Genomic DNA, 14,498 nt, shown 5'->3' with positions numbered 1-14,498 from the left:
GGTTCTTTGCTATGCCGACTCCTCCAACCTCTACTTATAGAGATGGTAATTAATCGTTAAAAAAGGCAATCCAAAACATGTCATTTGATGTTTTGCTTTTAAAATGCCTCCTTCATTTGATGTGATATGAAATGTCTCTTGTAAAGGTGTCTTCACCGTTATTTTTCGGAAAGTGAGGTAGATCCCTTCATCTCCCCTATTATCTTCTAATCGTTTACTCGTTAATATCAATCCGTTTTGATCATCATGTTCTGATCGCAATACTCCTGTCATCACTCCTCTAGTCAAAGGTAGTGCGATATTCATATACGTCATTTCTTTCGTTTGATGCGATGAGTAAAGTGCAGAGAAGATCGGTTCATTCGTCTGTTCATTCTTCCTAACCCAAGCTCTTACATGCCTTCGTCCATCAAGTTTATCGTCAATTGGGATTATCTTACCTGTCATAATTAATGATTGTGACGGCGGTAACTGTATCTGCCCCATCTTCTTCGTCATAACATAACTAAATCGTGACAACGTGCGCCACCCCTTATGCCAATTCACTTCTGCCTTCATATGAAATTGACTTGTGTCTAAATAAAACTCCTTAATTAGAGGATTCAATTTCGTGGAATCAAAACTATGGTGATTATACACACTCCATGACTCCCCGATCAAACCTTTGCATGTTTTTTCTCTATCAATCCAATTAAAACGAGAAAAAACATCTGACCCAACGTATCCTTTTCCCCTTAAATTGCTAATCGGAAATTGACTGTATTCGTACCTTCGTTGAGGAGAAATCATCAACCACCCTACTAAAGCTAAAAATGAAAATGCAAACGCATTTAATGCTCCGTGCCAGCGAATCATATCAGGGATGGAAATGATCGTCGTTCCCATGTAAAGACCGAGGCTATACAACAAAGATAAAGTCATCGTACTAATCATGACCATGGCTGATATCCCAACTAAAATTCCGGCTACTCGTCTGATACGTGTCACTGATAGCAACCACCAACCACATAACCAAAAAACAAACAAAACGTAGATACTGACGAAATAAAATTCAAGTGGCGGTCCTAGGTCCAAACCTATTGCAACAAGAATAGGCCCCAAAGCAATGCCAAAAGCCAACAGCGTATAAGGTTTTCCAATCTTATTTTTCTTAGCATTCTGCTGATATAACCAACGACCAAAAACACCAGTTAAAATCGGCAAAACGAATGCTGAATAATGGAAGTGTATCGCAGTGAGTTCGACAATCACATCTGAATACGGAAGAATTGACGTCGCTCCAATTCTTGATAATACGAACCAAACACCGCCGACACCTATATAAAGCATCCCTACGTCTATGACAGTTTCTTCAGCAGGTCGAACCCCTCTTGCTAACATCTGTAAAAAAGCAAAGAAGGAAATCCCGCCCGTAAAAATAAACCATACTCCTGCAAGTAATCCAAAAAATACTCCGACTTCAATCGTCAAAGACATGACTGCAACGATAGCAAACGGAAGCGAGTACCGCGAAAACTTTTCCAACCAAGATTGCGTCCACGAATAAGGTGGGGTAGCTATCGCTAACTTGAGACTGAGAGGAACCAGAACAAGAAATGCGAAGGCAAGTGCCAACTCAACAATGGTCGGGTCGAATAATCCCCACCAAATAACTGTCACTAAACTTCCTATCAGAGCACTTTTTTCAACTCTCATCTTGATTCTTCCTTTCTTGCTGTGGCAGAATACCATCATTTGGTATTTCTTCTCTGCTCACTGTATGAAAAGTGGTTTGTACAGACCCTTCATATTTTATAATCTCTGCTATTCTCGGCTGACGAACAGAAACGCTGACGATAAACCTTCCAGATTCGTCATCAAAATACTCGTGTACTTTCACAATCGGACTTAGAAATGCAGGGACTTTTAGCTTAATTGAAAACAAATTAATGAATAACTCATTTGTTGATATAAAAAGACCATTTTGCTCACTAACAGCTACATGTAACGGTGAAGTTAACCGTCCCGATTTTCCTAGGTCGTCCAAAATCAAACCAGATTCAGTGTCATACATCATCACCGCATCAAAAGCCCTTGTCACATGAGGAAAATAAAATCGACGAATCCAAGATACCCTTTCTCTGCCCATTGCATCTTTGTAAGCATAGTTTTCAATTCTACAGGTAACACGGGCTCCCCTTTCAGGGAATAACAAGTGATCATTCGTTAACAAACGCAAAAAAGGAAGGACCCATTTCGGTCCACCTGAAATAGTCATTTCGCCTTCACCTTTTGCCATATTTACACCAGAAGAGTGTAATGAGAATTTTTTTTGCATCATTGGATGTAGTTTGTTAAATTTTTTTCCTAAAGTCATTTGATAAATCGACGTCATACGATCTTTTCCTTTCGTCTTTTACAATGACGGGCTAATGCTAAATTTTTGCAATTCAGAGCACCGATAATACCTATTACGATCATTGCCATATTAAGTGAAGCTGGATTGAAAGGCAGTATAAATTGTTCAGGAGAGATAATCAATGGTCCAATACCAAGCAAAAAAACTGCAACAGAAGAACCGAGGAATAGCCATTTCTTCTTTATAGGTAATAAAAACAACAGTCCAATCAACATTTGAGCGACACCTATAACAGTGACCATTCCTGACTCATATCCGGAGAAGATCCCACTCGCTTTTACCATTTCTATCTCGCCTGTCTCTGGGAAAAGCAGTTTCGGTACGAGACCCTGGTACATCCAAACAAATGCTAAACTAAAGCAAACTAGAAAGTGAATAAGCGATTTTCTAATTGTTTCTTCAGGCTGAATCCCCTTCTCAAGCCAAAGTTTTAACGCATCAAAACTCCAACTTGTTGCCCAGCCAATTAGAGGTTTAAATAAACGCTTATCGATCCAGCCCCCTGCTTTCCCACCTTTCACTTCATAGTTATATTGCGTGAGAAATTCAACAGAATCTCCATTCGGTTTGTACTTCCAGTAACCACTGCCTTGTTTTATAAATGAAAGAGGGTGATCGCTAAAAAACTGGAGTGAAGAAGTCCTCTCCCCGTTTTCTTTGCTCATCTCTCCTCGACTAATGCCCGTTCCATGAATGGATAGCCCCAAACCAATATTCGTTCTGTAAAGAAAATGTTGATCATCTGTCGGCTTTTCTTTTTGCAAATAATCGATAGCCGAGAAACGGAGATCCCATCGTTGATGAAGCTGTGGATTTTGCGAAAATTTCCACAAAGATTCTATATCTGTTTGTATATTCGTTTTTACATAAATGGGTTTGTTTGCAGACATAATATCATCCTACTTTTCAGAATACTTCCTATGATATCTATTTTTGCTTATATCATTACCCCTTAAACTGATACGAAGGCGCTCCCTTTATATCTAATTTCACCCGGAAGACTCCTCCTGCATGTGGCTGCTTTTCAAGTTCTTCATCGGATAAACCAATTCTAGCTGTTGTGATATACAATTCGTTTAACTGCTCTCCACCAAACGCGCATGAAGTTACTTGACTCGCTGGTACAGAAATTTCTGTTAAAGACTCCCCTGTTTCAGGATCAAATCTGATCACTTTCCATCCACCAAAAAACGCAACCCAGAGCATTCCTTCTTCGTCAATTGTCATTCCATCTGGGCTTCCCATTCCCTCGGAAATTGTAATGGCCGTTTGGTGATTGGTTATTTCCCCAGTTTTCATTAAAAAATCGTATGAACGAATTTTTTTTGTCGGGGTATCAATATAATACATGGTTTCTTTTTCGATATTCCACGCCATCCCATTTGAAATCGTCACACCCGATATCAATCGTTCAACGTTGAGATCCTTGTTCATTCGATAAAGGTTCGCATCACCTGGCTCACCATCAAGAACCATCGTTCCAGCCCAAAACCGTCCCTCGGGATCACACTTTCCATCATTAAATCGGTTCGTCTCAATATCTGATTCCGGATCACCGACTGCGGTTAATTGCTTCGTTTCAAGGTCATAAAAGTAAAAACCATGGTACAACGCTAGAAGAAGTCCTCCCTTTTCTCTAACAACGGCAGCTCCGACATATTGGCCGATATCATGGCTTTGATTCGTTCCCGTTGCAGGGTCAAACAAATTGACGGAGTACCCATTGATGTCTACCCAAATAAGCTTGTTTGACTCTGAAAGCCAACAAGGGCCTTCTCCTAAAGTTGCTTTTGCATCGAAAATTAACTCTGCTTGTTTCATGAATGTCACCTCTTCTAAGATTTTTTATGATTTATCTGAAGGTTGCTGATGCAATGACGCATAATATGCAAAATCATTATTACATCTCATGCCATTTCCAAAGATCTGAATTGTTCAGCAACCTCAATACTATGTACGAACATGATGTTTGATTCAATTATAACAGTATCTTCAATAGAGAAAACCTTTTATTGATATAGCATCATAAGTCTTATCGTTGAATGTAAATATTCTTGAAGCAACGTTAATATTGTTTAACGCCATTCATAAAGGGAAGCGGATATAAGAAGAGCAGACATGAAAGGAGCTTCTCCAATGGTATCTACCCTTTTGATCAGTTTAACCGTGATTTTTGTTATCGGAAATGTCATTTACTTTTTTAAAAATAAAACTTATAAACAAAGCTATTTAGATGTTGCGCTTTTTTATAAACTATTCTTTGTTTTACTCGGCTTGACTTTTGGGTTTGGTGGTTTGTATTATTTACTTTCATTAGAAGAAGCAGTATTAAAAATCAATGATCCAACAGACGAATCCATAAATGTAACATTTATGAACTCATTGTATTTCAGTGGTGTAACCATGCTTTCTGTTGGATACGGGGATATCGTCCCAGTAGGAAGTGCCAGATTCTTTTCACTTATTCAAGCTAGTCTTGGCTTATTGCTTCCTGCTGCATATTTCCTAAAGGCGTTCGGACAATCTAACGATCAAAAAAATGACCCTAACTAAAAATAGCCAGATTATTCACAGTGCATAAATCTTTCATATTGTGCTTAACCTAAAAGCATGAGAGGAGGAATCAAAATGGCTGTTGACGTTCTTTGTGAAGTAAACAACTGTGTTCATTGGGCGAACGGGAACAAATGTGAGGCAGACCAAATTTATGTCGTTAGCCACACTGGTAAAGAGGCCACAAATCAGGAAGAAACAGATTGCAAAACATTTGATCCTGAACATTAATTAACCTATTTTCTGATTTAATCGAATTATAATAAAACGTAACTAGGTACTTGTTGTCTTTCATCCTTAATTGGTTATTATGTAAAATTTGAATGAGAGGGGAACAACAGTCTCCCTCTCATTGTTGAAAAACTCAAGTTACGTGAAAAGTCGTCAATTTCCCAGGAAATTTTGTATATTCGTCAGTACTCGCTACTAATACTGATTTTTACATATCCATGTCGTAAAACGACTAACTCAATATCAAATCCACCAAAAGCGCATATTTAGACCTTTAATCAAAAAAGAAAATAAAGTTACTTGAATTGTTGTTTTGCAAACTTCCGATATAACTCATGTGATGTAATTAACTCATCATGCGTTCCAACCCCTGTAACTGCCCCACTTTCAATAAATACGATTTTGTCAGCGTCGATAATCGTGGATAATCTATGTGCAATCACAAATGTAGTTCTGCCTTCCATTAAACGAAATAATGCTTGTTGAACAATACTTTCTGACTCGCTATCCAAACTAGCGGTCGCTTCATCCATCATAAGGATTTTTGGGTCTCTTAGAAACGCTCGTGCAATCGCAATTCGCTGCCTTTGTCCTCCAGATAACTTTACACCACGTTCGCCTATTTCAGTGTCTAATCCAGTCGGATAACTGCGGATAAATTGATCTGCATAGGACATTTCAGCGACTTTCCATAACCGTTCATCAGAAACTGTATCTCGGGTCTCTAACCCGTAGCATAAGTTTGCTCGAATCGTCCCGGCCATCATCGCACTTTCCTGAGGAACGTACCCGATTTGTCTTCGCCAAGATTGAATTGACAATTCTTTAATCGACGTAGAGCCAATCCGAATTTCACCATCAGTCGGTTCATAAAAACGTTCTAGTAAAGCAAACATCGTTGTTTTCCCACCACCGCTCGGGCCGGCGAGGGCTATCATTTCCCCTGGTTGCGCATCAAATGACACATTTTTCAAAATTGGCTCTTCTGCATTGTATGCAAAAGACACATTCGACACATAGACTGGTTCATTTGATAATTCAAACTCAATTCCGCCATCTTCCTCTTCAGAAGGTAAATCCAGAATGGCGATAATTCGTTCTGTCGCTCCTTTTGCTTTTTGTAACTGCGTGAAAAAATTAGCAAAAGACGTAATCGGCATAATTATTTGAAACAGATAGAGCAAAAAAGCAACAAGTGCTCCCATTGTCATCGTTTCGTTCGCAACTCTAATCCCACCATAACCGATTATCATCACAATAACTGACATCATAACTAGGTACATTAATGGAGCAATCAATGCAAAAATACGCGCTTCTTTCATGCCGTACTCTCGTAAGGTTTCAATACCTTCTATCCCTTTCATCTGTTCATTCTTCTCAGCGTTCGATGCCTTCATCAAGCGAATCTCGCTTAAAGTTTGCTGGATGTTGCCAGTAAAAACCGCTGTTTCATCTTGTAAACCTCTTGAGATTTTAGCCATTTTCCGTCCTAGCGGAATCATGATCGCCAACGTTACTGGAACAGAGATAAACATGATAATCGTCATTTTCCAATCCATGATTAAAAGGATCGTTACCGCACCAATAATTGAAATTATCCCCGTGATAAATTGGGGGAAATGATCCGAGACGACGTTTCTAACGACACTCGTATCATTTACAACACGACTAACCGTTTCGCCACTTGAGCGATCATCAAAGTAACTGACAGGAAGTCGGATCAATTTAAGCCACATGAGTTTACGTAATCCAGCAACAATTTTTTGACCAACATAACTTAACAAATAAATGGATATTCCATTGACGATTGCTTGAACAACAAAAGCAACCACGATGAATACAACAAGAGTCCCGCTAAGCATATCGATTGAAAATCCATCAACCAATTCTCTCGTTAATAATGGTACAACAAGTCCAGTAAGTGTCATCAGGACACTTGCAATTAACCCACCAAATAAAGGTAATTTCGGGACTTCAACTTTTAATATAAGTGATATAAAAGGCTTTAAACTTGTATTTTCTTTTTGCATTTCCATTAACGGTATCCCCTGTTCTCTCGAAACTAACTCAAGCTTATTATATAACAAAATAAACAGGGCAGCATGGTAGCAACCCTGTTCATTTTAGTCATTTCCCAACGCAATACCTGCTATCTGACCTTAAATCCACGATATTCAAATGGATGAAGCTCAATATCCACCTGCTTTACTCCATCCGTAGTCAGACGATCTGGTTCGAGATTTTTCCCAGTTTTCAAATCTACTAAAGTTTTTTCCCCTGAAAATTCAATGGACCATTTTTCTGGGCTCACTTCAAACGTTTCAAGAATAAACGTGCCATTATCGTAGGGAAAGAATCCTATATTAGCAGGCCCTTTTAAACTGTAATCTAGAAATGACTCAACCATCGTTTCCCTTATTTTTGTCACGACCTGTCTTGGCAATCTCCACAGATCTGTGAAATGATCTGGCACGATTAATGAAAATACTGTTCCTTTACTATAATGATCGTACATAAAAATCGGACTATTATTTTGACCATTCCATCCAACAACTGTTTGCCATGTTGCGTTCGTACTATATTCAAATAATGGAAACGAAGCATTTTCAGATGAATCTATAAAGTCATCAAAGGTACAACCTGCTGTCTCAATCGCAAACCTTTTCGTCAAATACTTTTTTCCGGTTGGCTTTAATGTTGTAAATTCATCTACCCCATGACCATCCATCTTTTCGATGAAACCGGAAGTCATAAATATATTCCCGCCTTTTTTCAAATACGCTTTCATTTTTTCAATAATATGAGTATCACCTGACGCCGAAGCGGTTAACAAGAGCGATCCAGGATCTACAGGAAAATAAGGTGTCATCTCAAAAGGAATCCCTGACATACCTAAATAATCGTACAGATGATCTTCGCCTTTTCCATGATGAGGATGATAAACCTTTACCCCGATTGGGTTTCCAAGCTTGCCAACAAGTTGATCTAATTTATCCAACCGGAACCCTAATGATGGTGTGTAAAGATGATCTTTTAAATTAGAATAATTAAACAAAGTGATTTCTTTTGCCTTTGCAAAAACAGTCAGATTAGCCTGCTCCAAATAATAATCTGTGTATGTACAATCTAGGCGATCAAACCATCCACCTCCATTTTTACCCGGCAAAAGATTTTCCATCCAAGTCATTAATGAAAATGAGGCATACCTAGGAATATGTTGCTGTGAAGTAGCAGGGTCACGAGTTTCCGTACCTGTGTATACACCGTCGAAAAGCTCAGGCTGTTTTTCTGTATTGTAACCTGATGTTGCATACGACTCATTCCAATTTGGGTATTTTATCACTAGCTTCACGTTAGGGTTCACCTTTTTGGCAGGAGTGACAACAAGGTTGCTTGATACTTCTTCTAATAGCTCCAAGCGGAAGCTTTCCCACGTTTTGTCCCCTTTTTGTTCGAGACAATCGTCACATCTGCAATTTGTGAAGAAAAAATCATCTAAGATAATCTCATCAAACAATTCTGCAGTAAGCTCGACCACTTTTTGAAATTTCTTTCTTGAAGTTTGATCTGTATAACAAATACCCCCGAAAAGACGTTTGTAACCAGGACGATACTCATCACCTAGTGTCGGGGTAATTCCTCCTGCGACTTGAATATTTTTCTCTTGAAAAAACTGCTTCAACTCTTGCAACTTTTCTTTTTTCAACGTTTTTGTTCCTCGATGAGTCTCAATATACACTTTGGAGACATTTAAGTGTTTTTCAAAAAAGGTCATTTCTTCATTAATTTGATCTAAAGGATTGTCAAGACATGATACCGTACAATAAAGCGCTGTAGTAAAGTTAGTATATGAATGAGTCATCATTTCACTCCTTAATTAATATTGTTCTATTCAGTTAAGTATGCGCTTTCTATTATATCAATTTGTTACACTTTTTGGATGAAGTATTAAAATTATTTTCTAATAACGCGATAAAAAAGGCCAGAAGCACTGTAATAGCAGAACTTTTAGCCTCTTCATTTGAGTACAATATTTCTTATTTCAACTCATACACAACATCTACCCTTTGCGTAATTGTAACTTGTCCAGATTCGATAACTGTTGAACTTTCTGCACGTTCCATCATGCCATCACTCTGGTCATAATGCTGCATTGGTAAGTTCACTTGTGCCTGTTGATCAGTAATTTGCAATACTTCGCCACGTTCCCTTCCTGCACTCTGTGCCATCACATCGGCCTTCGAAATTGTCTTTTCAATTGCTTGCTCTAATGCTTCGTGCTCTGCTTCTTCTGAGTTTTGTAATGCAAATCTTGTTTGCTCAATACGGTTTGCACCAGCTTCCGATACATCATCAATTAGTTCTCCCAATTCATCAATTTGTTTAAAGTCGATTTCAAGAATATGCTCTGCGCGGAACCGTTCTTCGCCATTCCCATCTGCCATCATAGGATCTAGCTGATAATCCGGGTTTACGCTCATTCTAGCAGTCTGAATGTCATCCTTATCAATCCCATACTCCTCAAGAACTTGACGAACAGCATTGATTCTTACATTCACTTGACTTTGTGCTTCATCAGCTGAAGTATCTACTGCTTGAGCCCCAAGGTGGATAGTCGCCATATCTGGTTCTAAACTAACTTCACCAACTTCACTTACAGCCAAGGTGCCTCCTTGAAAATCATTGCTTGCATCTACCAATGTTGATGGTTCGTTAGATGATGAACCAAATGTCATTTGAAAAACCAACGCAAGACCGACAACTGCCAAAACCGTACCTGCATAAGGTATCCATTTTCTCATTACCAAGTCCAATCCCTCCTATCATAATTACAATTACTTGAATTCTTAGACGATAGTTATTGGATAAAGTTACAGAATAATAGCATGGAACTTCAAAATACATAAAAGCTTTAGAGAGAGTTCTAAAGCTTTTTTTCAAGACCTTTCCCCTGACTGCTATCAGAAACTTGGATTGGGAGAAGATCACTTTTTAATTAATGATTTATATCTCTTTAAAAGGTTTGTAAATTAAAAGCACATTGCCACAGTTAAATGTTTTCGTATTGACGAGTTCGAATCGTTGCTCGACTTCTTTAAATAACAACTTGCCTTTTCCTAACACAACCGGACTAATGATAAGTCGGTATTCATCGATAAGGTTGTGTTCCATAAACGTTACTGCTAAATCAGCACCAGCCAGAAGGACCATGTCTTTTCCAGATTGTAGCTTGAGCCTTTTCACTTCCTCTGCTACATTGTCTTTCACAATCCGTGCATTCCAGGAAGATTCCTCCAACGTTCGTGAAAAAACTACTTTTTTCATTTCATTCATTTTCCGTGCGAAAGCTACCTCTTCATTTGTTCCTTGATTATTCTTTTCAGCTGAAGGCCAATGACGGAGCATCAACTGATAAGAGATACGCCCGTAAAAAAATGTATCCACAGTATCTAAGAAATCAAACATATAATCCTGCATCTCGTCATACCACACGTGCCAAGAAATGTCTTTGTTATTCCCTTCTACATATCCATCGACTGATGTAACCATCGATAAAATGACCTTTCTCATTACAATGCCCCTTTTCTTGTTTACCTTACTCTGTCGGTTCAAACATATCTAGATGGTTGCCGTATAAGTCTTCAAATGCAACGCCTTTTCCACCTGGTACAGGTTGCGGTTTTCCAAGAAATTTAACACCACGTTTTTGAAGCTCTCGATAATCTTCTTCGATATTGTCTGTGTGAAACATGATCAGAACTTGCCCCGCTGCTTGTCTTCCAACTAAGCCTTCTTGTTCTGGTGTTTCCGCGATTACAAGTTCCAACATAGTTTCGCAGCTTTTCTGCGGTGCAACAGTTACATAACGCCATCCTGGGGAAAACTCTTCATCGTGATGAATAACGAACCCTAATTTTTCTGTATAAAATGCCTTTGCCTCTTCTTGATCTTTGACAAAAACCGTCAATTGAAATGCTTTTTTAATCATATTTTCTCTCCTTTTGCATTCAGACACTATTATTTCTTGACTTGAAATTTAAAATGAGTAACACCAGGTGCATTTATGACCTTATATTTTTCCATATTGGTTACTTTCGAAGAGGGTTCAAATAACCTAACGCCGTCTCCTAGCAGCACCGGTACAAGATGAATGTGAATTTCGTCCACAAGCTTTTCTCTCATACATTGCTGAGCAACGCTCGCACCTGATATCCCAACATTTTTATTTCCTGCTGCTTTTTTTGCTTGTTGGACTGCCTGTTTTATTCCATTAGTCATAAATGTAAATGAAGTGGAACCTTTAGGGATTACTTTCGGGATAGAATGAGTTATAACAATAACTGGAACGTTAATAGGATGGTTACCACCCCATCCACCAACGATATCAAATGTCCTTCGACCGGTTACAATTGCTCCCGTAGCATCAAACGACTCATCAAAAACAAATTTGCTTTCTTGTGATAATTTAAAAAAAGCATTGTAATTACTATCGTTCTCTCCATTAAACAGCCAGTCATGAAGGATTCCCCCGCCATCTCCAAGCGGGTTTTCTTGACTATCATTCATTCCTGCAATAAATCCGTCTAATGACATAGACATGTCAATAATCACTTTCGCCATTTCTTATCGCTCCTTTTTGCGATAATTCTTTTTGTATGACACAGTTTCACGAAATATTTAGAACACCTTACTTTCTCTAAAAAAATCTATTTCTCTTCAATCAAATAAGAAGTAAGCTCTTTTATTTTTCCATCTTTAGATGAGCTCAGCTTGTAAATATCACAAAATGCATAAATCGCTCCATCCTCACCAGTCGAATTAATGACTTTCATTGTTCCATTGGCAGCTGCTGTTTTCCCATGTGTGATAATATGATCAATCGTTAACTCAAAACTCCCACCGTTATCCATATTATTAAGTGTCTCTACCATCTCACTTTTGCCATTGATAACAGTGTCACCTTTCATAATCCATACGACATCATCTGTCACGCTCTCTTCAATAAATCGGATGTCATTTGTCGCAAACGCTTCATTAAATTTTTGAATAAACTCTTGTGTTTTTGTCTTCATATCGATTCCTCCTTTAAATTAATTTCATCGTAGCATGAAAAATAACACTGAATTTCTTATCAATTGCTATTGTTTGGCAGCCGTTCGAGAAAATTATTCATTAAAACCGGAAGAGAGATTAAAATAGGTGGATCGTCGATTCTTGGTGGGTAAAGTTTGACATCTTGATGCGGAATAGGAGAGAAAGGTTTAACGTTAATCGGATTTTTTGAACGTGTTCTTAACGTTTTATGCGGCAATAAAAAATCAATTGCTTTCGACCCCCACGGTACTGAAGTGGCCATCAGATAATACCTCCCTGGCTTAACATTCGTCAGATAAAAATCACCTACGGTAGCTATTAATGTCCCATAAAGTGGCATACCTTCTGGAATTGGTTTTGGAAATAACCCAATGAGGATCACCCCTTGAAATGGTTCAGACGTTGTTACTGTCCCTGTCATATCAGTAAATTGTGTTCCCTTGAACAGCGGTAGTGACCATTCTTTCAGTTTTTGTAATGAAACGAGCTTATCGTCTGCCTGAGTAACCGAAGCCCGAAAGTAAGCAGGTGTCATTCCAACTCTCTCTGTAAAACGGGTCGTAAACGTCCCAAGACTTTGTTGCCCAATTTCTAGCCCAATGTCGCGAACTGTTAAATCTGTGCGTAACAATAAATCTTTCGCTTTTTGCAATCGAATGGATGAAACGTAGTATAAAGGTGAAAGGCCTGTTTTCGCTTTGAAAATACGCGAGAAGTGATATGGACTATATGAAACATGATTTGCCAACTTCGAAAGAGTGAGCGGATCATCAATATTTCGATGAATAAATGTGATAACCTCTTCTATCTCTGAGTATTTGTTGTCAATTGCCATCCCTTTCCCCTCCCTCTTACTGATCGAATACAACTTTCATAGATAATAGCTTTATAGTTTCCACTTCTATCATCGTGCCTATGATAGAAAAAAAGTCTAATGAATGTATTCTACATCCCTCTGTTATATCCTTCCAGAAATCGTTGATTATTAGTAATTTAGACATTACAGCGATTTATCTTGGTTTAAATAATAAAAAAAACGAACCCGACATTGTCGAATTCGTTTTATGAAATCATTACTCAGAAACTGCCAACACGATTCCCTTCAACTCATCATACATAGCAATCGCTACTTGAATAGATTGATGCCAAAACAATCGAGTCGTTATTTAGAAATAAATGATTATTAACAAGTCGAATTTAAAAGAGAAAACAAAGATTGTCCCCTGCTACTTATTGACAAAAGTTAAGGGAATTCGGAAATCGGTCTGAATCAGCATGGGATTCGGACTGTTAGCCCATCTGAATTTACAAAACGGTCCGAATGAGCGGAGGATTTGGACTGATTGACAATTGGTATTCGGAAATCGGTCCGAATCAGCATAGGATTCGGACTGTTAGCCCATCCGATTTTACAAAACGGTCCGAATCAGCCGAGGTTTTAGACTGATTGACGATTGGTATTCGGAAATCGGTCCGAATCAGCATAGGATTCGGACTGTTAGCCCATCTGAATTTGCAAATCGGTCTGAATGAGCGGAGGTTTTAGACTGATTGACGATTGGTATTCGGAAATCGGTCTGAATCAGCATGGGATTCGGACTGTTAGCGCATCCGATTTTACAAAACGGTCCGAATCAGCCGAGGTTTTAGACTGATTGACGATTGGTATTCGGAAATCGGTCCGAATCAGCATAGGATTCGGACTGTTAGCTCATCTGAATTTGCAAATCGGTCTGAATAAGAGAGAAATTCAAATTCAATCGTTACAGGAGAAGAAGTCTAGATAATAAAACACAATCACTATCATCACGCAGCCAATTTCCTACATGCTTCTGCGCATTTAAAACAAGCATCTGCACATTTTTTGCAATGGTCATGACCATGTGTCTTACATTCTTCGCCACATGCTTCACATATTTTTGCACAAGCACCGGCAAGTTCCGAAGCAAATGGTGTCCCTCTGCTTAAAGCCTGTTCTAAGTAACCACAGATATCCGCGCATTCGCGATCATACCGAATGCACTCGGACATCATTTTCATATCGCCTTCTTTTAAGCACGCATCATAGCAGTGGTTACAAGCCTCCATGCATTCATGTAAAACATTAATAACCGATTGATATTGTTCGTGCGCCATGTTAAACCCCTCCTTAACTAACACTTATTATGGTCTATTTTTAGTGAATAATTCATCACTATCAAAAAGCCCAACGTAAACACAA

At 38.6% G+C, this 14,498-nt stretch carries 15 protein-coding genes; 2 read left to right on the top strand and 13 right to left on the bottom strand.

Translation table 11 applies throughout. The annotated features are described in order from the left end of the window. Positions 1-30 precede the first annotated feature (30 nt). From ACM26V_RS19430 to ACM26V_RS19415, 4 genes are read right to left on the bottom strand one after another with little or no spacing between them, the layout of a single operon-like run. The gene (locus ACM26V_RS19430) at positions 31-1,695 is read right to left on the bottom strand and encodes a YndJ family protein (RefSeq protein WP_416148371.1); all 1,665 of its coding nucleotides are present in this window, start codon (positions 1,693-1,695) and stop codon (positions 31-33) included. After that, positions 1,685-2,320, bottom strand: coding sequence for a DUF4166 domain-containing protein (locus ACM26V_RS19425; RefSeq protein WP_416148370.1), 636 nt, complete (start codon positions 2,318-2,320; stop codon positions 1,685-1,687). The genes ACM26V_RS19430 and ACM26V_RS19425 overlap by 11 nt, the downstream gene beginning before the upstream one ends. A 50-nt stretch (positions 2,321-2,370) precedes the next feature. Beyond that, positions 2,371-3,288 (bottom strand): DoxX-like family protein, encoded by a 918-nt coding sequence (locus ACM26V_RS19420; protein ID WP_416148369.1) that lies wholly within the window; start codon positions 3,286-3,288, stop codon positions 2,371-2,373. Positions 3,289-3,343: 55 nt separating this feature from the next. Beyond that, positions 3,344-4,219, bottom strand: a complete 876-nt coding sequence (locus ACM26V_RS19415) for an SMP-30/gluconolactonase/LRE family protein (protein ID WP_416148368.1) — start codon at positions 4,217-4,219, stop codon at positions 3,344-3,346. A 297-nt stretch (positions 4,220-4,516) separates the two neighbouring features. Between ACM26V_RS19415 and ACM26V_RS19410 the strand changes: the two genes are divergently transcribed. Together ACM26V_RS19410 and ACM26V_RS19405 are read left to right on the top strand one after the other, a co-directional pair. Then, positions 4,517-4,951 (top strand): potassium channel family protein, encoded by a 435-nt coding sequence (locus tag ACM26V_RS19410; RefSeq protein WP_416148367.1) that lies wholly within the window; start codon positions 4,517-4,519, stop codon positions 4,949-4,951. 75 nt (positions 4,952-5,026) lie between these two features. Next, positions 5,027-5,182 (top strand): DUF1540 domain-containing protein, encoded by a 156-nt coding sequence (locus ACM26V_RS19405; protein ID WP_416148366.1) that lies wholly within the window; start codon positions 5,027-5,029, stop codon positions 5,180-5,182. 296 nt (positions 5,183-5,478) lie between these two features. Here the strand turns inward: ACM26V_RS19405 and ACM26V_RS19400 are convergent, their stop codons facing one another. From ACM26V_RS19400 to ACM26V_RS19360, 9 genes are all read right to left on the bottom strand, one after another. After that, complete coding sequence (locus ACM26V_RS19400; RefSeq protein ID WP_416151921.1) at positions 5,479-7,212, bottom strand: ABC transporter ATP-binding protein; 1,734 nt, start codon at positions 7,210-7,212, stop codon at positions 5,479-5,481. Positions 7,213-7,331: 119 nt separating this feature from the next. Next, positions 7,332-9,047, bottom strand: coding sequence for a permease (locus ACM26V_RS19395; RefSeq protein WP_416148365.1), 1,716 nt, complete (start codon positions 9,045-9,047; stop codon positions 7,332-7,334). A gap of 172 nt (positions 9,048-9,219) precedes the next feature. Continuing rightward, entirely contained in the window at positions 9,220-9,984 is a 765-nt protein-coding gene (locus ACM26V_RS19390) for an SIMPL domain-containing protein (RefSeq protein WP_416151920.1), read from the bottom strand. A 202-nt stretch (positions 9,985-10,186) separates the two neighbouring features. After that, positions 10,187-10,753 (bottom strand): dihydrofolate reductase family protein, encoded by a 567-nt coding sequence (locus tag ACM26V_RS19385; protein WP_416148364.1) that lies wholly within the window; start codon positions 10,751-10,753, stop codon positions 10,187-10,189. A gap of 25 nt (positions 10,754-10,778) precedes the next feature. Beyond that, the gene (locus ACM26V_RS19380) at positions 10,779-11,171 is read right to left on the bottom strand and encodes a VOC family protein (protein WP_416148363.1); all 393 of its coding nucleotides are present in this window, start codon (positions 11,169-11,171) and stop codon (positions 10,779-10,781) included. 29 nt (positions 11,172-11,200) lie between these two features. Then, positions 11,201-11,803 carry a dihydrofolate reductase family protein gene (locus ACM26V_RS19375; RefSeq protein WP_416148362.1) on the bottom strand — a complete coding sequence of 201 codons (603 nt, stop codon included), beginning with the start codon at positions 11,801-11,803 and terminating at the stop codon, positions 11,201-11,203. A gap of 86 nt (positions 11,804-11,889) precedes the next feature. Continuing rightward, positions 11,890-12,255: a nuclear transport factor 2 family protein gene (locus tag ACM26V_RS19370; protein WP_416148361.1), complete on the bottom strand. Its 366-nt coding sequence runs from the start codon at positions 12,253-12,255 to the stop codon at positions 11,890-11,892. Positions 12,256-12,314: 59 nt separating this feature from the next. Then, on the bottom strand, positions 12,315-13,112 hold the full coding sequence (locus ACM26V_RS19365) for a helix-turn-helix transcriptional regulator (protein ID WP_416148360.1): 798 nt from the start codon (positions 13,110-13,112) through the stop codon (positions 12,315-12,317). A gap of 971 nt (positions 13,113-14,083) precedes the next feature. After that, positions 14,084-14,413: a four-helix bundle copper-binding protein gene (locus tag ACM26V_RS19360; RefSeq protein ID WP_416148359.1), complete on the bottom strand. Its 330-nt coding sequence runs from the start codon at positions 14,411-14,413 to the stop codon at positions 14,084-14,086. Positions 14,414-14,498 lie beyond the last annotated feature (85 nt).

Origin of the sequence: Salipaludibacillus sp. HK11 (assembly GCF_047795645.1) — a bacterium.
Lineage (GTDB): Bacteria > Bacillota > Bacilli > Bacillales > Salisediminibacteriaceae > Salipaludibacillus.
Note: the sequence above shows the minus strand (reverse complement) of the source record. Positions and strands in the feature narration are given on the sequence as shown.